The sequence below is a fragment of the Bacillus sp. C28GYM-DRY-1 genome (assembly GCF_030519405.1).
In the GTDB taxonomy this organism is placed as follows: domain Bacteria; phylum Bacillota; class Bacilli; order Bacillales; family Bacillaceae; genus Bacillus; species Bacillus spizizenii_A.
The window spans coordinates 155,620-172,688 of record NZ_JAUMKF010000004.1; the positions used below are offsets into that span (position 1 = coordinate 155,620).

25 protein-coding genes and 1 pseudogene are annotated in these 17,069 nt (G+C 41.8%); all 26 read right to left on the reverse strand.

Annotation, left to right across the window (positions count from 1 at the left end; all coding sequences use genetic code 11):
* Positions 1–2: 2 nt before the first annotated feature.
* Positions 3–3,881, reverse strand: coding sequence for a phage tail tape measure protein (locus Q3W56_RS06285; protein ID WP_302894866.1), 3,879 nt, complete (start codon positions 3,879–3,881; stop codon positions 3–5).
* 12 nt (positions 3,882–3,893) lie between these two features.
* Entirely contained in the window at positions 3,894–4,073 is a 180-nt protein-coding gene (locus Q3W56_RS06290) for a hypothetical protein (protein WP_268377658.1), read from the reverse strand.
* 2 nt (positions 4,074–4,075) lie between these two features.
* On the reverse strand, positions 4,076–4,414 hold the full coding sequence (gene gpG / locus Q3W56_RS06295) for a phage tail assembly chaperone G (protein ID WP_003220222.1): 339 nt from the start codon (positions 4,412–4,414) through the stop codon (positions 4,076–4,078).
* Between the two features lie 54 nt (positions 4,415–4,468).
* Positions 4,469–5,080 carry a major tail protein gene (locus Q3W56_RS06300; protein ID WP_268395707.1) on the reverse strand — a complete coding sequence of 204 codons (612 nt, stop codon included), beginning with the start codon at positions 5,078–5,080 and terminating at the stop codon, positions 4,469–4,471.
* Positions 5,081–5,461 carry a hypothetical protein gene (locus Q3W56_RS06305; protein ID WP_268453683.1) on the reverse strand — a complete coding sequence of 127 codons (381 nt, stop codon included), beginning with the start codon at positions 5,459–5,461 and terminating at the stop codon, positions 5,081–5,083. It lies immediately after the preceding gene.
* On the reverse strand, positions 5,458–5,841 hold the full coding sequence (locus Q3W56_RS06310; RefSeq protein ID WP_302894867.1) for an HK97-gp10 family putative phage morphogenesis protein: 384 nt from the start codon (positions 5,839–5,841) through the stop codon (positions 5,458–5,460). The genes Q3W56_RS06305 and Q3W56_RS06310 overlap by 4 nt, the downstream gene beginning before the upstream one ends.
* Positions 5,834–6,205: a phage head closure protein gene (locus Q3W56_RS06315; RefSeq protein WP_302894868.1), complete on the reverse strand. Its 372-nt coding sequence runs from the start codon at positions 6,203–6,205 to the stop codon at positions 5,834–5,836. The genes Q3W56_RS06310 and Q3W56_RS06315 overlap by 8 nt, the downstream gene beginning before the upstream one ends.
* Positions 6,138–6,485 carry a head-tail connector protein gene (locus tag Q3W56_RS06320; RefSeq protein WP_302894869.1) on the reverse strand — a complete coding sequence of 116 codons (348 nt, stop codon included), beginning with the start codon at positions 6,483–6,485 and terminating at the stop codon, positions 6,138–6,140. Before Q3W56_RS06320 ends, Q3W56_RS06315 begins: the two co-directional genes overlap by 68 nt.
* A gap of 15 nt (positions 6,486–6,500) precedes the next feature.
* The gene (locus tag Q3W56_RS06325; protein WP_302894902.1) at positions 6,501–6,893 is read right to left on the reverse strand and encodes a collagen-like protein; all 393 of its coding nucleotides are present in this window, start codon (positions 6,891–6,893) and stop codon (positions 6,501–6,503) included.
* A 28-nt stretch (positions 6,894–6,921) separates the two neighbouring features.
* Positions 6,922–7,236: a hypothetical protein gene (locus Q3W56_RS06330; RefSeq protein ID WP_302894870.1), complete on the reverse strand. Its 315-nt coding sequence runs from the start codon at positions 7,234–7,236 to the stop codon at positions 6,922–6,924.
* A 17-nt stretch (positions 7,237–7,253) separates the two neighbouring features.
* Positions 7,254–8,459 carry a phage major capsid protein gene (locus Q3W56_RS06335; protein WP_302894871.1) on the reverse strand — a complete coding sequence of 402 codons (1,206 nt, stop codon included), beginning with the start codon at positions 8,457–8,459 and terminating at the stop codon, positions 7,254–7,256.
* 36 nt (positions 8,460–8,495) lie between these two features.
* Positions 8,496–9,122 carry an HK97 family phage prohead protease gene (locus tag Q3W56_RS06340; RefSeq protein ID WP_268447175.1) on the reverse strand — a complete coding sequence of 209 codons (627 nt, stop codon included), beginning with the start codon at positions 9,120–9,122 and terminating at the stop codon, positions 8,496–8,498.
* Positions 9,112–10,359, reverse strand: coding sequence for a phage portal protein (locus tag Q3W56_RS06345; RefSeq protein WP_483298523.1), 1,248 nt, complete (start codon positions 10,357–10,359; stop codon positions 9,112–9,114). Before Q3W56_RS06345 ends, Q3W56_RS06340 begins: the two co-directional genes overlap by 11 nt.
* A 5-nt stretch (positions 10,360–10,364) precedes the next feature.
* Positions 10,365–10,583: a hypothetical protein gene (locus Q3W56_RS06350; protein ID WP_302894905.1), complete on the reverse strand. Its 219-nt coding sequence runs from the start codon at positions 10,581–10,583 to the stop codon at positions 10,365–10,367.
* Positions 10,584–10,595: 12 nt separating this feature from the next.
* Entirely contained in the window at positions 10,596–12,305 is a 1,710-nt protein-coding gene (locus tag Q3W56_RS06355) for a terminase large subunit (protein WP_302894872.1), read from the reverse strand.
* Entirely contained in the window at positions 12,305–12,838 is a 534-nt protein-coding gene (locus tag Q3W56_RS06360; RefSeq protein WP_017697674.1) for a phage terminase small subunit P27 family, read from the reverse strand. Before Q3W56_RS06360 ends, Q3W56_RS06355 begins: the two co-directional genes overlap by 1 nt.
* Before the next feature lie 71 nt (positions 12,839–12,909).
* Complete coding sequence (locus tag Q3W56_RS06365) at positions 12,910–13,251, reverse strand: transglycosylase (RefSeq protein ID WP_302894873.1); 342 nt, start codon at positions 13,249–13,251, stop codon at positions 12,910–12,912.
* The gene (locus Q3W56_RS06370; protein WP_302894904.1) at positions 13,220–13,594 is read right to left on the reverse strand and encodes an HNH endonuclease signature motif containing protein; all 375 of its coding nucleotides are present in this window, start codon (positions 13,592–13,594) and stop codon (positions 13,220–13,222) included. The genes Q3W56_RS06365 and Q3W56_RS06370 overlap by 32 nt, the downstream gene beginning before the upstream one ends.
* Before the next feature lie 253 nt (positions 13,595–13,847).
* Entirely contained in the window at positions 13,848–14,309 is a 462-nt protein-coding gene (locus Q3W56_RS06375; protein ID WP_302894874.1) for a hypothetical protein, read from the reverse strand.
* A gap of 36 nt (positions 14,310–14,345) precedes the next feature.
* Positions 14,346–14,515 (reverse strand): annotated as a pseudogene (locus Q3W56_RS06380) (hypothetical protein).
* A 15-nt stretch (positions 14,516–14,530) separates the two neighbouring features.
* Positions 14,531–14,662: a hypothetical protein gene (locus Q3W56_RS06385; protein ID WP_268523130.1), complete on the reverse strand. Its 132-nt coding sequence runs from the start codon at positions 14,660–14,662 to the stop codon at positions 14,531–14,533.
* Positions 14,663–14,789: 127 nt separating this feature from the next.
* Positions 14,790–15,539 (reverse strand): hypothetical protein, encoded by a 750-nt coding sequence (locus Q3W56_RS06390; protein WP_268523131.1) that lies wholly within the window; start codon positions 15,537–15,539, stop codon positions 14,790–14,792.
* Positions 15,540–15,659: 120 nt separating this feature from the next.
* On the reverse strand, positions 15,660–15,917 hold the full coding sequence (locus Q3W56_RS06395) for a hypothetical protein (RefSeq protein ID WP_302894875.1): 258 nt from the start codon (positions 15,915–15,917) through the stop codon (positions 15,660–15,662).
* Positions 15,914–16,444, reverse strand: a complete 531-nt coding sequence (locus Q3W56_RS06400) for a hypothetical protein (protein WP_302894876.1) — start codon at positions 16,442–16,444, stop codon at positions 15,914–15,916. The genes Q3W56_RS06395 and Q3W56_RS06400 overlap by 4 nt, the downstream gene beginning before the upstream one ends.
* Positions 16,441–16,767 (reverse strand): VWA domain-containing protein, encoded by a 327-nt coding sequence (locus Q3W56_RS06405; RefSeq protein WP_302894877.1) that lies wholly within the window; start codon positions 16,765–16,767, stop codon positions 16,441–16,443. Before Q3W56_RS06405 ends, Q3W56_RS06400 begins: the two co-directional genes overlap by 4 nt.
* Positions 16,768–16,799: 32 nt before the next feature.
* Entirely contained in the window at positions 16,800–17,006 is a 207-nt protein-coding gene (locus Q3W56_RS06410) for an XtrA/YqaO family protein (protein WP_139451244.1), read from the reverse strand.
* Positions 17,007–17,069: the final 63 nt, after the last annotated feature.

Sequence of the window (17,069 nt, forward strand, 5' to 3'; positions counted from 1 at the left end):
CATTAACCTCTCACCCCACCTTTATAGGCACTCTGGTTGTAACGATCCGCGCTTTTTTGATCAAGAATACTCCCATCTCCTTTTTCAAACAGGATATTTGCAACATGCTGACCATCTATCTGAACAGGTGCAGGATAAATGACAACTGGAGCTTGTGCCATTCCTGCGCTTCCTCCTCCATCACCTGTAAGTCCCTTGGATAAAAGCTTAATCAAAGCATCAAGCTTTTCGTTTAACGATGGGGTATCCACTTCATTTCTGACCACAAGTTCCGATTTCATGGAAATCAGCTGATCGGCCGCGCCCTTTATGTCAAAAGCCATCTGGCTAAGTTCCTGTTTAAATGAACTCATGGTACTTTGAGCCATGGAAACAGCGCTTTTCTTCACTGTTTTTGCCTTATCTTGAATTCCAATTGCAAAACCATCAGAAAAGTTATGACCTTCTGATTGAGTCAGTTTTGACGGAGAATGCGAGTCAATGGATTTCTTTAATGAACTAAGTGCAGATTTACCAAGTTTCCATGCTGCACTAACAAGTGATCCATTTAAAGACCCCATTCCATTTATAAATCCAGTTACAAAGTCTTGACCTACACTGTTTGTTTTAACGCTTTTTAAACCTGTCTTTGCACTATTAGATACATTTTTACCTGCAGAATTTGCGTTACCTTTTTGGCTGTTCAATCCTCTCGCTAATTCATTTCCAGCCTTTTTACCGCCACCACCGTCGGTTGTTTTACCCAATGCACCTGTAACAGATGAACTAAGAGAACCAGCAGCCGATGTATTGACACCTTTAGTGGAATTTAAACCAGCTTTATGTTTATTTCCCTTGTTCTGCCCTGCTGAATTGGCCTGCCCGCCGCCCTTAGCAAGTTCACTCAATACAGCTTGCCGCAAGACAGAACCACTTTGTATATTCGAGTTTTTGGTAGAGTCTAAACCTGATTTTAGAGCGTTTCCCTTGGATTTACCGGCTTGTGCAGGTGTAGCAGTATCAGACTTCAATGAATTATTTAAAGCCTGCTGTAAAACTGTTCCTTCACCTACCACTGCTGGTGTAGACTGCTTCAATCCGGCAGAAAAGTCCTCAGCAACCTTCTTCCCTGACTGCTCGGCATTTGTCGGCTTATCTAGTTCTCCTTCAACATTGGCAATCATTTGACTGGCTTCTTCGCGGGCTTTTTCTTGGGTCATCCCCATTCCCTGATAAAACTCTTCTAAAGCCTGTTGAGTTGTCTCAATTGCTTTTTCTTTAGATTGCCCTAGTTTTTGAAGATAATCTATTTGACGTGCTGCCCATCGTTCTTGATATGCTGCATCCTGTTCTTCAGCTTGCGTTGCGATACCCATTGAGTTAGTAATAAACTCTGTTTGTCTCTCAAGAGCCTTTCCTGTTTCTAAATCAAGGAGTTTACCATCTCTCGACATTTTAGAGAACAAGGCTCTTGAGTTTTTTTCATAGGCATCAGTGTTTTTCGCTAATGCAGTATTATAGTCAGCTGTACTTTTGCTCAATAACGATTTCCTTTGGTCTGCCTCCATATATCCCTGCGCATACAGCTTCTCAATAACACTATTTCTGTATTCCATATCTTTCTTTGCGGCTTGTTTACCATCTTCATAGACTTTTTTAATGTCATTGTTGTACTGTTGAGCTTGTTTAAATGAAAGTTGTCCTTGCTGATCCGTTACTACTTTTTGCATTGCTAATGCTTCTTTTTGATTGGCGGCAAATTTACTTGTTGACAACTCAAAATAAGATACAATGTCATTGAATTGTTTCTTTTGAGAGGCAGTCATGTTAGATGTGACGAGACCTGTCTCTTTTTGCAAAGCATTTAACTGCTTTAATTTATTCCTAGCCTCTTGCATATCTTTATCAATCGCACCGACCATCTTGTCAGTCATCTTTTCGCCGGCTTTTTTTGTTTGTTCATCGGTATCAGCATAAAGCCCTTTTAAGACAACCAAAGCATCCTTTTTAAGCCCTTCAAGTTCTTGTATCAATTGGTCACGCATACTGGCATATGTGGTAACTAATTTAGATGACATTTTCTGAGCTTCTTCACCCGAAACCCGGCTCAATTCGAATAATTGAAGTTCAGCTTTTTCTCTTAAATCAACATAAGCCGCCGCTGATTTTTGAGTTGCTTTAGAAACCCCTTCACCGTAAAGCAATGCGGCTTCCCGTGCCTCTTCCTGTTTCTTCTTTTGATTCTTTAATTCTTCATTGTAAGCATAAGTGGCAACAGTAATTCCTCCGAGAAGGGCAGTTCCGCCGACAATAGCAAGGCCAACAGGACCGGTAAATGCTAGAAGAGTTCCTATTCCAGCTGTTAACGTCGCAACGGCTGTTGTAACCCCCAGAACGCCTGTTGCAAGAAGAGCAGTTTTGGCAATGGTTTGAACTGTGCTGGAATCCATATTATTAAAAACGGATATAATTTCTGTTCCTTTTTCGGCCAGATCACCAAGCGCCGGCAGAAGATTTTCAGTTAGTTTGATCTTTGCACCTTCAAGCGCAGACTGAAAAGCAACAATGCTGCCTTGTGCATTATCAAGCATAGTATCAGCCATTTTCTTGGCTGCACCATCTGACTTTTCAAGAGCTTTTGTATTATCTCCGAGGGCTTTCGAGCCTTTTTCAAGAAGTATTGTCCAATGTTTATACGCCTCGGCCCCTACGATTGTTTTCAGCGTAGCAGTCTGTTGCTCCTTCGTCATGCCCTTCATACCTTTTTCCATCTCAGCAATTACTTCAGGCATGCTCTTCATATTCCCAGCAGCATCAAAGAAATTAAGACCTAGCCTTTCTATTTCTTTAGCTGCCTTTTTGGAAGGCGCTGCAAGGCGAGTCAAAGATGTACCAAATGCTTGTCCCGCTAATGTCCCTTGAAGACCAGCATCACCAAAGGCCATAACTGCGGCAGCTGATTCCTCCATGCCCCATCCAAGTGAATGAGCATTAGGCGCCAAGAATTTCATGGCTTCCCCCATCTGCTCTACATTTGTGTTTGCATTAGAAGCCGCATACGCAATGACATCCGATGCATGACCTGATTCTTTAGCTTTTAGAGCAAATGCAGTCATGATATTAGACGTAATATCTGCCGCAGCGCCCAGCTCTAACTGACCAGCAGCCGCAAGGCTGAGCATACCCGGCATTGCATCATAAATTTCATTCACTTTAAAACCGGCCATAGCTAAAAAGCCCTGTGCATCCGCCGCCTGACTTGCTGTAAAGACAGTGGTTGCACCGAGCTCTTTCGCTTGCTCTTTCAATTTGGCTACCTCTGACGCTGTACCGCCGGAGATCGCTTTTACCTTGCTCATTTGCTTTTCAAATTCCATACCGGTTTGTATGGCGTCTTTGAATGTCAAAACTAAACTACCGAAGGCCACGCCCGACGTTATTGCAACCGATGAACCCACAGAGCGCATCGTTCCGCCAACAGAATTCAAACGCTGCTCCATCTGTCTGATTCGCGCAGCAGCTCTTTTTGATGCACTCTCCATCTCTTTTATCTTCTGAGTCGTTTCCTTCAAGGCATGTTGCGTTCTATTCATCTGTGCAGTCGCATTGTTCAGTCGTCGAGCAAGAGCTTGTGTCTCTTTTGCATCCTTCCCTTTTTTAATCGCCGCATCTGCATAAGCTCTTTCAAGGGCTTTTACTTTTTGTTTATGCAGCTCAAGCTGTTGACTAAGAGTCCGGGCTGTTACTTGGGCTGTCCTTAACTGATTCCCCCACACACCGACTGCTGTACGGTTCTTTTCGAACTCAGATTTGATATTTTTCATCTGAACAGCAATACCACGCATCTCGGTATTAAACTGCGATGAATTGGTATACAGTTTGACTTTAATATCCTTGCTCAATCGGGCACCTCCTTATCCTAAAATCTGATCTATGTACACTTGATCATTCTCATTAGGTTTCGGATTTTCAGTCGTTTCTTTTCTCCTTGCCAACCGTTTGAGATGATACACAATGTCCATTTCATCAATTTGGTTTTGAGAGAACCCGACTTCTTCCAAGGCGTTATACATATCCATGACAGCCTCGGACAAACTTACTCCCCCGGTTCTTCACCATCTGCATTCTGATTCGGATTTAACAGAGCGCTTGCTTCTGTTATGTTTCCAAGAACATAATTTGCAGTAGCATAAATTGTTCTTCCAGCTAGTCGGGAATCGATTCCCTCTTCAAATTGATCAAGCGTGAATTTATTTCCGAATACATTACAGACAAATTCATTTTGTTTTTCAGTAAACAGCCTGTCAGTATCGTTAGATTCAAAGTCTTCCGCAATAGCCGCAGCACTGCGAAACAACTTTCCGGAAATGAAGTCTGGTGTCACAAACTTTTTGTCTTTCCCGTCAATTCTTAGAGTGATTGTTAAAGCCTCCACTTTCATTCCTCCTTTTAATTCAAGAAAAAAGAGCGCTTAAAGCGCTCAGGTTACTTATTTACCAACGTCAACAACTTCATCATTTCCGCCAGAAATAAAACTATCTTTGTTATAGACAACTTGTCTGAACCAAGTATCAGCATTAATGCCGTTTCCTTCTTCGGCTTTGGCTTCCCATCTTCTCTTTCCTTTTTTCACATTTGTCAATGGACTAAATTTAATTTTCACTTGTGTAGATTGAGGCGACGGTTTTCCTTCCTCCGTTTTATGTTCAACTGGAACTAGTTCCGGCTTCCCTTTTAAAGCCCAATAGTAACGGTATCCACCAGTTGAAATTTTCGCACGGAAACCCAGCGCAATCTCTAGTGGCCGGTCATCTGCACTAGAGAAATGAATACCATTTTCAACCGTTTTCCCGAAAATCCTCGCCTGCATATCAAGGGGTAAATCTGCGACTTCCATTTCCCCGTCAATGTCTCCTAAGCTGCTTAACTGTGCATACGCGCCGTTATCCGCATAGAAAGTTTCTGTTTCAGACTTCGGATCAAGTTTCATACTAACTGCACCCGGTAATTCCTCTGGTACTGAAAATTCAAGTTCATCTTTTGTATCTTGCAGAACTTCTGCGATATGGAACATATCCAGTCCGGTTAAGATTTTTCCCATCTATTCTTCCTCCTTAAAATAGCCTTTCATATACCTCATAGCTTTGTGATAGACTTTTGTGTCTTCTTCGTACAATGCTTGCGAATCATATCGACCATAACCAATTGATCGCATTAATTTATCTATTTCATAAGCAATGAGCTTTTCAAATCTCCGCGTACTTGCTTGAGTGAATATACTCATCTGAAACCGAACTTCAAAACAGTATGCTTCATTATCTGCATAACCGGCATCAGCATCTTTAAGCTCATAAAATACGACTCTCGGAAATGCATTCACATCATTTGCGGTGAGATTATGGATTCCGCCCGTTACTAATTCATTCAATTTAGAACTGGATGTAAGAGTTTTGACTAATTCACTAACCGGGTCCATTGTCATTTGATCGGCGCTGTTAGGATTCGCTCCATTAATGCCACAGCAGGCCCCTCCCCTTCATCTCCACCTTTTTCTATGAACGGATGAGGCGGCATTTTTGATGTGCCCCATTCAAGATAATTGGCACGGTAAGCGACTTTTTTATTCGGACCAACAGAAACAAATTTCTCTCCGTCCTTGGATTCTCTTACATTAGAAACTGTGATATTGTCCTGCATATGAGGCTGTTGTTTATCACTTCGATTAACGTGGCCGCGCTGCCGTTCGGCGATGATTTCACCGCCGGCCTTTAATGCTACGGGTTCAACTTTCTCAACATCGCCGCCAATCTTTTCAAAAAACGCAGTTAACTCATCGAGGCCGTCAATGTCCATATTAGCCATTCAAACCGACCTCCTGACACATGATCTCAAGCTCTTCCTTGTTATCTTCGGGATCGTTAAAATCTATCACATCAAAGGTACGGAACATCGGTTCATTCTTTTCATTTCTGCCGACACACTTCACAATCCTCATATCTTGTTGAACGTCATCCCGATAACGAATGGTGATCTTTTTCGGTGATTTCACTCCCCATGCCCCCGCGATAACAGATTCATTTTTTCCGAGAGAACTAAATCCTTCTATTGCTCCCCATACAGTAAATAAATCAATATATTTCTCATTCCAATTCAGTTCTTTATCCTGTATTGACTCCTTCTTTTGAAAGGTCAGTCTGTGCCGGAGTTCGCTGATTTTCTTCTTCATGGTCTTGCTCTCCTTCGGATGTATAACGCAGCTGCGTCAATATATTTTCAGCAGTAAAAGGAATAGACGAGCCGGTGCCACCGGACTCATATATCCCTTTGTTTTCATACCAATGTTCAACAAGCATTTGAAGTACCAACTCAAATTGCGGGTGCCCTTCAATATACCGGCCTATTCCATTTATGATATAGCTTTTGGCCGCCGCTATTTGTTTCAAGAGTTGGCGATCATCTTCTTCATGATCGACCTTTAAATAGTTTTTAATAGCCTCTAAATCCATTTAATACACACCGCCTTATTCTTGTGGCGCTTCATCTGTTCCTTTAAGCGTCTGCACCTCATTTTTCAACTCATCAATTTGTTTTTGCAACTGGTCAAATACTGTTTTTACATCTGAATTTAAATTGTCCATCATGACACTTCCAGAGCCAATGTTATTGCTGCGAACAGACTTTTCCCCCAACATTTCGTGAGTAATAGAGCCTTCTTCAATTACAGCTGGATCGCCCTTTGGACCGGGCGGCCCGGGTTCACCTTGGGGTCCCGGTTCACCTTGAAGTCCTTTCACATAGACAGGGTTATCCTCACTGTTTTCTTTTAGATAAACAGGTGTAATTGCTTTACCGTCAGCCCCCTTTTCTGATGATGTTTTTACTCCGCCACTCTCATAAAGATAATCTTCTGCCATTTTCACTCATCCTTTTCTTTTATATTTTTCATTCAGCTGCAGCTGGTTCTGTTTTCGATGTCTCTAATGCTTTCAATCTATCTTCTAAACTTGATAGTCTTTCTGTGATAGCTGAATTCAAGTGCTCTTCCATTACGCTTCCGGTCCCAATATTGTTACTGCGGACTGACTTATCCGCCAGCATTTCATGGGTTACACTGCCGGGGCCGGGTTCTGCTTGTCTGCCGCCGTCTAAACTGACTTCTTGTCCATCTTTAATGACCTTGCCTCCGGCAATTTCTAAAACACCGCCAATGACGGTACGATCCCCGCCATCAGTAGTGTAATTTTTAGTTACCCGCATTTGAATTCCTCCTTTATTTAAGCAGCATCAGGTAATGTCAATTGACCGTACACAACCGCCTCAGAATCCCACAATTTTACGTCTTCACGCTCAATTGCGCGCACTTTAGTTGTATTTGTCTCAAATGCACCAGCACCGACATCGGTAGAGGCAATGGATTGTTGCTGACGATCGAATAATACAATTGCTTCTTTAAGGTCGCCAATAATAACAGGCGCTTTTCCTGATTTCGTTTTTAATACCTTGTTTGGAATGACCACTACCCGACGGCCAAATAACATTTTGTTTGTTGGTTCAGAAGGAATATCTTTAAGCAGATATTTACCGTCTGCATCCTTTAACTGATCAAGATAATCAAATCCGTCTTGGTTAGTCATGATAATTGCGTTTGGTGATATTGCTGGATCAAGCGTTACGTTCAAAGTCTTTTTGATAGTATCTAAGCCTTTAAATTCAACCTTTTTCAATTTATCTAGAATTGACAAAATAAGAGCGTTTCTAGTCGCGATTGATTTCTTTACAAACCATTTAGCAACATAGGCCATGATTGCTTGATCTGTATCTTGAAGTAGTGTATTTGAAAGTGGCAAGATGCCAGCATAATCCACAATGTTATAAGAGAGTTTGGAGAATTTCGGCTGATCCGTTTCTTGAATCTCGTCCATTTCTTCAAGAACTGCAAACGGAGTCAAATCACTATTTTTCTCAAGCATCCGACTTCCTGAACGAGTTGCAACTGGCTCAACAGTCACGTATTGCTCTAACTGATGTACTTGCTCCCTTTTTAACTCTTTGATCAGTCTAGAAATATCTTCGGGAATTAAGATGCCGCCATCTTCTTCATTTTTACCGGACATTGCCCGAAACTCTTCACTTTCAAATAAGTCACGTTCCTCATCAGTTAAACGCTTGCCTCGAAGGGACTTCATGAATGCTTGAGCGAACATCTTTTGACGCTCCTCTTTTGCTCCTGTATCACCTGTCCTACCTTCTGGATTCCGCTCCTGCTCCGGCACAAAATTCACACCACCCGGCAAGTCAGGCACATCAAGTGAACGTCCTTCTGTCATCAATTCAATTTGATTCTTGAGCTGCTTCACTTCATCAAGCAAGGCACGCGCCTCATCGGTTTTTCCCTCCTGCAGCGCCTTGTCTGCTTGCTGCTTCTTTTCAGTAAATTGCTGTCTTAATTGAATTTCTTTTTTGCTCATTTGCATTGGCATATTGGTTTCCTCCTTATTTAGACACAAAAAAAGACCTTACTCCGGGAGTACAAGGTCAAGTAGTTCCAATTCCATTTTTAATGTTTCATCTGATGCGTTGCGGCTCTCCTTCAATTGCTCCACTTTTTCCAAACTGCGGGCGCCTACGACTGCCTCTGTATCGCTATACGCCGGCGTCGTGACAAGAGATATGTCAAAAATACGGTGTATTTTATTGATTCTTCTCTCATAGATGTCCTCATCTTCATTTAGCCGCCACTCGTCCGCGTCTGCGTCGCCATAATCGAGTGAAAAAGCAAAAGAGCATTGATTAATAACACCGCTGCGGACATTCTCCATTAAATCACGAGCATATGACGTGTCTGAGGGCTTAAATCTGAATTTGAGACCTATTCCATCTATTTCAAGGTCAAGACGCCCAGAATCGCCTGAAACAGTATTTCTCGCCAAAGGAAAGTCTTGCTGATGATTAAAAAGAGCAATAACGTTTGACAGATCGGCTGAATCAAGTGCATTCCTGCTGATAATCTCCTTGAACCACCCTAAACGCTCTGACCACTTTTCAAATTTTAAAGCGTAACCTTCGACAAATTCGCTTTGCCCTTCACCTTCTGAACGTATCTCAATGGGTGTCGTTAACTGCCGGACTTCCTTATCCTTCATTCTTGATGTCACCCCCTTTCACGGCGCCGCCAGCTTTAAGGCGCTGATATTCTTCCATGAAATCAAGAAACACATAATTTAAGCTGGCGAGATATTTCTCTCCGTGTTGAATCGGATTGCGTTCAATGAGCTCTCTAATTTCGTTTTTATTCAGCACCCCTGTTTCATGCATTGTTTTAAAATACTCTGCCTGTGACTGACTATCTCCCCGTAACTCACTATCGACATTGAATTTTACATAGTGGCCGCTTCTCTGGCTGTGATCCATAAATAATTTCACGTTGAGTTCTTGTTCAAAATTCACAATCCATGGCTGCAGAGTGTTTCTGACGTATTCAATAGACTGATGCTCAATATTGGAGAAGGTGGCTTTGTCCAGTTCATTGAGTTTATGCAAAGGTACTTTATAGATCATAGAAATTTGTGCTTTGTTAAATTTCATCGACTCTACAAACTGAGCTTCTTGCAATGGCATAGAAATAGATTGATATTCTAAGCCATTGTCGATGATCGCAATATTTTCGCCCTGGTTTACTCTTTTCCATTCTTTACGAACATTCTCTTTAGGCTTCTCATCTAAAAAAGCAGGAACTTTCAAGATTCCGCGCGGTGTTGCTTCATTTTTGTACAACTTGGCATTGTATTTTGTGGCTGCCGATTGTGCCCCGATATGTTCCCGTACTACCCCTATGGGTGATTTTCCGTGTATGCCATCTGTTGAAAGTCCTTTAAAATGCAGCACTTCATGATCATACAGCTCCACGGCCTTTCCATTGACCACCGTTTGATACCACAACATGCCCGTATTCGGACTAATATAAGCGTTTGTAGTTTCAGGACGTAAAGGAGACAGCGCTTTTGGATAACCGTTTTCACCGAATTGGATATATGAGTAACCATTTCCCCATGTCAGCACTTGCGTCATCATCAACTTTTTCCACACAAAAGCCGTCATATAAGGATTAGGACGTGCATAAACAGCGTAGGCAGTGGGATGATCCGGATTACGTTCTATGCCGTTTTCTGTTTTTTGAAACGTATGGATCGGCAATTTTGCAATATCATCTGATAATACGTTCACGCATGCAAAAACGTCAGGCTGCACCAATGAATTTCTTTCATTTACAGTTTCGCCGCTCGCTGTTTTCCGGCCGCCGAATAAATTTACAAATAAATCATTGAAACCGTCTATATCCGTTGAACCGAACCGTTTTTCAAACATCCGATCTATTAACAACTATTTCACCTCGCTTTCTTGGTCAGAAGATAGGCATAAAACATAAAAAAGACACCCGTCAGAATCAGACCGATGTTTGTGTTCCATCTATAAGCAGCTGTCAGGATAAAGCCTGTACCCGTGATGAACAGCAGATCATTTAATATCAACAAGAAAAAAGAAAACCCTCTTTTCATAACTCTAGGGTTAAACATAGCTGCAAAAAAGGCACTAACCTTTTTCATACTTCTCACATCCTAAAAACTGAAATTGCCGGACCCAAAATGTTCATTCAAATCAATTCTTCCACTATTGCCGAAGTACATCGCACGGGCATACGCATTTATAACAGCTGCAATAGGGTCGATCCTTTGCTTCGATTTTGCTTTATCCAGCATGATATTTTCCTGCGGATCAATTTTCGTAATCGCGTTATTAATGGCCCATGTTAAAACCGGATCGTCACCGTGTATGACTTTCCCCTCATAAACGTTTTCCCGAAAACTCTTTGTAGGTAATGAAAGATGATTTATTCTTTGTGGCATTTCGACTGTCGTCAGCCCTTTTGATTCAAGACGTTGGGCTAAATGAAGAGCGTTCCATTTATCGTATACAATCTCTTGTGGCCGAAAACGATGTTTATGAATAAATTCTATGATCCACTGTTCGACTCGTTGATAATCAACCGCTTCCCCTGCCGTATACGTAATGTAACCCATCTCTTTCCACAAATCATACGGCACCTTATCTGTTGCCATTTTTTCCTTGGCTCGTGCCTCAGGCATAAAGGAATGTTGACCAACGTAGAACAAGCCATCCTGCACGGCCACATATCCAACGGATGTTAAGTCTGTAGTCATGGACAGATCAAGCCCAAGGTAAACTGACATGCCCTGTAAATCAGGAATGTCACCGCTGCATGCCCGCCATTTTGTCATGTTCATATATCCATTATCCTTCTGATCAACCCATCGATTCATATTTTTAGTTAGAAAGCTTCTCATTTTTTCGGGAACTTCGAGCGCTACTTTAAGCGCAGCACGCAAAGACTCCATGCCCTCTGGATACGTTGCAACAATGGGATTGGCTTTAATCCAGTTTGATTCGTCTTTTATATCGTCCTCTGGATCAAGTTCACAGATCATAACAAAATAATCATCATTCTCCGTGTCAATGTCTGGATCAAGAATTTTACTTGTATATTGATATTCCCTGAAACACGGCCTTTCCATATGAAAGCCGGCTGTCGTAATAACAGCCATTAACGGGCTGCGGCGGGCGACCATACCACTATCAAGAACATCATAAATTTCACTTGTTTCATGAGCATGATATTCGTCCACTATCCCAATAGATGGGTTTTTCCCGTCCCCTAACTTCCGGGCTTCCCGAGATAAAGGCTGAATGATGGAGTTTGTCTTGTATTTTTTTACTCGCCCATTGGCTGAGGAGTATTTCCCTTTCAGTATGGGCGCATGATGCAGCTGTTCGAGTATGGCTTGATAAACCTCATCTGATTGTTCTCTGGACCAGCCGGCGATAAATACCCGGTGTTTTTCTTGCGTCGGAAAAATCTCGTATGATGCCACTAAAGCAAGAAACTGTGATTTCGCATTTTTCCGGGCCAGCTGGATATAAACTTTTCGAAATCGCCGAGCACCGTTTTCTTTTTTATAAAAACCGTAGATATTAGCCGCTATAAAAAGCTGAAAGTCTGTAAGCTCAATCGGCTGTCCGGCAAGAATCCCCTCGACGTGTCTGAATTGCCGCGCCCATTCATAAAAATCGACAACAGCCTCAGCGTCAAAATAATAAGGACAGTCATCATCTGCGAGGCGTTCAACATCTCGAAAAAAGCGCTCAACAGCCCATCTGTGCTTTTTGCTTGCCTTGATTTCACCAGAACGGATTTTCTCAGCGTATGACCATACCCGTTCAATGAGAATTTCGGCATTAATCTCTTGCATTACATGCGGCCCCCGAACCGTTCTTCCTCTTTTGACTTCGGTTTCCCATCATCTTTTTTCGGGATGACGAGTTTACAGCGAGAGGAAATGGTCAGTCCTAAATCGCTTGAAGCTTGCCGGCATTGTTTAAACAACTTGTCTTGGTTTATCAATAGTTCAGAATAGTCATCATTCGGTACAACCTTTTCTTCTTCACCTATTACATTCCCGTCATCATCAAATTTTCTAACGATCACTGTTTTCATCGGACCCCGTTCAAGCAATTGCTCTGTTACTTGCAAATATAATTTCCGGGCAAACAAAAAACGGGCAAGCGCATCAACATCTAAATTGGTCATAATCCCGATGTTTTTCAGCTCGTCCGCTATCTTTTTAAACTCTCTTTTTAAGTCTTTTGGCAAATATGATGGAGCTTTTACTTTGTCGTTTGGTGCCTTTATTTCCTGTGCTCGACGCTCCTCAATCTCTTGCTGTGTCAGGTGTTTCTTCCCTTTCACCAGTAGCAAATCAACAGGTTGCCTCGGTCTAGCCATTCCCTCACCTCCTTCCGAATTTTCATTTAGGGAATTTTTCAAAATGGGGAGGGGAGCGCGGTCTCCGGCGTTCACCCCTCAGAGATTTTAGGGTGGGGGGTGCTCATTTCCTCTTTCAACTGCAGCATTGCGGCTTCTAATTTCTTTTTTGCTTCTTTTAATTTCTTTGTATACAGATCGAATGCCGTTTCCTTTTTCATCGTTGCACGAAGAGCAAACAGTTTCTTTACCTTATGTTGCAAACGTCTTATGTCAGCATTGGTGTAATAGGATGTATACTCAGTCCGACACCGAGGACACTTGATATAATGCTCACGAATGCCATCGTCATGCTTCCTGACCTTTGAGCATCCTTTGACCAAGAGCATTGTTCCACATTCATCACACATGCATGTTTGATGTTCTGTTCCCAAATCCTCCATCCTCCTTCGCTGTCTTCCGGCTATGGCATGGTGCACATAGTGGCTGCCAATTGCTTGAGTCCCAAAAGAGTTTCATGTCTCCTTTATGCGGTTTGATATGGTCGACTACTGTTGCCGGCACCCGTCTACCTTCCAGCATGCACGATACACAGAACGGATGCTTTGACAAGTAGCCAAGACGCGTCTGCCTCCACCTGCTGTTATACCCCCGTTTGGCAGCGGACCCCCGATATTGATCATAGGCCGGCTTGGTTCGCTTATGCTGTTCGCAGTAGCCCTCCCGTGTTAGGTTGGGACAGCCAGGTTCATTGCAGGGCTTTAGAGCTTTTTTAATATTGATCCCTCCAATCATATTCTTTCTAAACTGCCACCGCACTCAAGCCGTTAACCGCTAATTGTCTATCCTGAGGCTTACCGGAAGCAGTTTACAATATATAAAAAGAACATCACCTTACTGATGACGCTCCGCTTGCTGCTACTTGATATAAAAAAGCCCTACAACCCATTAAGGGCATAGAGCTTTAGATCACTATATGAAATTGGTGGTGACGCAGGAATAATCCGCCGCGCCGATCCTGCCTCCCATTTTACACCGCCGATTTAAATGAGTTCAAATATTGCAGAGTGTTGGCTTCTTTGACTTTATTGACGATGTTGCCGATTATGGCTGTTTTGATCTTTCTGATGGTATCTCGGGAGCAATCAAGGTGGTTTGCAATAGCAGTGTAGCTCATGCCTTCCATCATGCAATCATAAACGATACGGTGCTTTTCGTCTTCAATGTGTTCCATAGCGTTGTCCAGGTAATGCAAAATAGATTCATATTTGTGGAGCCGTCTTTCTCTTCGGTCCATCTGTCGCAATTCTGCCTGACTGACGCCTGCTGATCCCCTTGGCATGCCCGCTTCTTCCCCATATGTTGCAGTGAGCTTTGTGCTAATAAAGTCTACTTTGTTCAACACACGGTTGAGCCTTTTGATCTCCCGCAGCATGAATTTATAATCACGAATCCATTCCTCAATCTCCCAAGCAATCATTTGATCTGTCATAGTGCTTTCCCTCCTGATAGTTAAATAGAGTAAGTGTCATTCCAGTTGTTTGCTTTTTGTTCTGCGATATATTGAGTCCTTGATACCTCTTTCACACTGATACTGAAAGTTTTGACCAAGAAGGCTTTCAACTCGTTATAGAGCTCTTCTTTGCCGCAAAAGATATTTACAAGCTTTCCGTTTTTATAAGCGAATCCGTATTTCATCCTGAAACCCCCCTTTTACTTTCTGCGTTTATAAGCGCCGCCTTTGCCGCGTCTGAGTGTTTGCATGTTCGTGTTCATCATTGATTGCCAGAAACGATCTGAGTGCTCCTGTTGCTTCAGTGATGGTTTCTTTTTGGGCTGTTTCATGTCCAATCACTCCTTTCACGAGTAGTAATCGCGATAGACATCCAGATAGTTGCGAAATAAAAAACGGACACCAAACAAACAGCGATAATGCTGTAAGTTCAGTGTCCGCAGGCTTTCCGTCTTGGACTTAATTATCAGGTTTAACCATCTCGATTGGTGTGTTATATAGTTCTTCTTTCCTCTTGATCATAGTTTTAGTGCATAGTCTATGTTCATTTTTATTTCCTAACAAGACAGTCTCTTTATTTATTGAATATAAAATATACCATTTTCGTTTTTTTTCATCTTCTATATAAACAATTTGTTCGCTTGACCATTTAATAATTTTGGAAATAGGTTTTAAAATAAAAGGAATTGGAAGTGTAAATAAGAATAAAACAAGCATACTCCACCCAAAAACTTTCAGGTTAAACTTTTCCTTTTCCGAAAACGGTAAATCTATAAAGAAGCTATAAAGCTCCATATAAAAAAGTATTAAACAAATCATAAAAACTAAAACAAATAAACCTTTACATAGTCTACTAGACTTGATTTTTGAAAAAGCTCCTTCATTTGTTATTTTCACTACGCTCCATATAATTCCACCAACAAATACAATCACATAGGAAATTAAATCATTAGGTCCAGGTATAATATGCCTGAGATAAAATGTTGTTGGATATAAAACAATCACCCAAAATAACGTATTCAAAATATGTTTAGTTACTTTCAAACTAAAGATTTGTTCTTTTGAAAACAATCTCTGTTCAACAACATTCGAAGAAAAAAGAGTAATTGGGTGTAAAATCCTAATCAGATACAAAGCGAGACCTACTAGCATAATAACGTAGCTAGGCACTTCAAAATAACTTAATAATTCACTTAATTTTTTTTCCATTTCAATTTTCCCACTTCCACACTTCAATATTTTCCTATTAATCCTATTTTATCAACTTATAATCTCCTCCTCAACATCCATACTACAGCCGCATTTCGGGCAGCTGTATTCGATCATACCTTATCCCCCTATCCCCGGCAGAACCGCAATAGCAAAGAATAAAACCACCCCAATACCCCCAATCAGCCAGCCATTCGTCTTATCACGCTTTGCAATGATTGTTTCATCACCGATCATTTTCAGATCGTCTGACTTTGCCACAAGCACCGGTATGTAATCTGGATGCACTTTCAAATATTCCGCTGCCTGCTCAACTGTCATCGCTTCGTCTTTCGTGGCTTTGACTGCCCGCTGAAGCTCGACTTGTAAAGGGATCATTCTGCAGCACCTTCTTTCCCAAGCGAATCCCAATCAAACGTTTCAAGAATTTTAAGCAATCGTTCAACTTTTGGTGCTCTCCAAGCTGTCATAGCGTACGTATGAGCTTCTGAAGTGTAATGGTGCTTGTTCAATTTGATGTGGCTCTTTGCTTCTGTATTTGTCAAAAACATTGTATTTGGTTGTATAATGTGAACCTTTCTTTCTGGAATTAATTCTGCTTCTTCATCAATGTATTTTTGTATCCACTCAATAGCATCGTCATAGTCGTCCTCAATTTCTTGCAACTCTGTTAAGGCTTCTTTAGACAGCTCACTATCTTCTTTTATTTCTTCTAGATAATCATCAAAAACATAGGCTTCTGCAATATATGGCAGGTATACAGAATAACGCTCTGCGTTTTCCTCCCGAGCTTCAACCCATTCATAATCACCGACTGTCCAAAACCGGGGTGCAGCTTGAGAGTCATGATCCTGTGTTTTCAATTGCTTTTGAAGCTCTTTCAAAAATTGAATATCCTTGTTCATTTCACATCACCCTCCAATTCATTTTGGGCAACTGTAATCGCGAAAGTGAGATTTGTTATGATCTTCTCTAATGCCTGTTTGTATCGTTTCCTATCGCCGCTTAGATGCTGAATGTCCTTTTGAGCCTGCCGGAATTGATGAACCGTTACTTCCTGCTGGCGCTTGTTTTCCTCGATGATTTCCTGCTGTTTAACAGACAGTTCAGTCCGATCAATTAGAAAGTCAATATGCTCTTTATCCATCCAGTATTGATCTGTTGGCTTAGCATTTTCATAGCCTTTTAGTTTTGAAATACGCGCTTTAATTTCCTGTAATTTATTCATGTCCGTTCCTCCCCCGCAGGGGAAAGCCCCTGCTATTTGAATTTGTGGCCGATCCTATAATCTAATCGAGACAGACCGCCCTTAATTGTTTGAATGATTGTTTCTCCGTGTTCTGGGGCTTCAAGGACATGTGCAGTGCCCTCGTTCCCATCTAAAATAAGAATCTGTATTTTGCCCGGCTCAATTGCCTGTTCGATTGTTGTATCTTTGCTTAAATTAATTTCTCTTGGGTTGTACATTCTTAGCGCCCCCTGTGCTATGATAGAAGTACCAGTTCATATCAATGCATCGGGGCATACGCT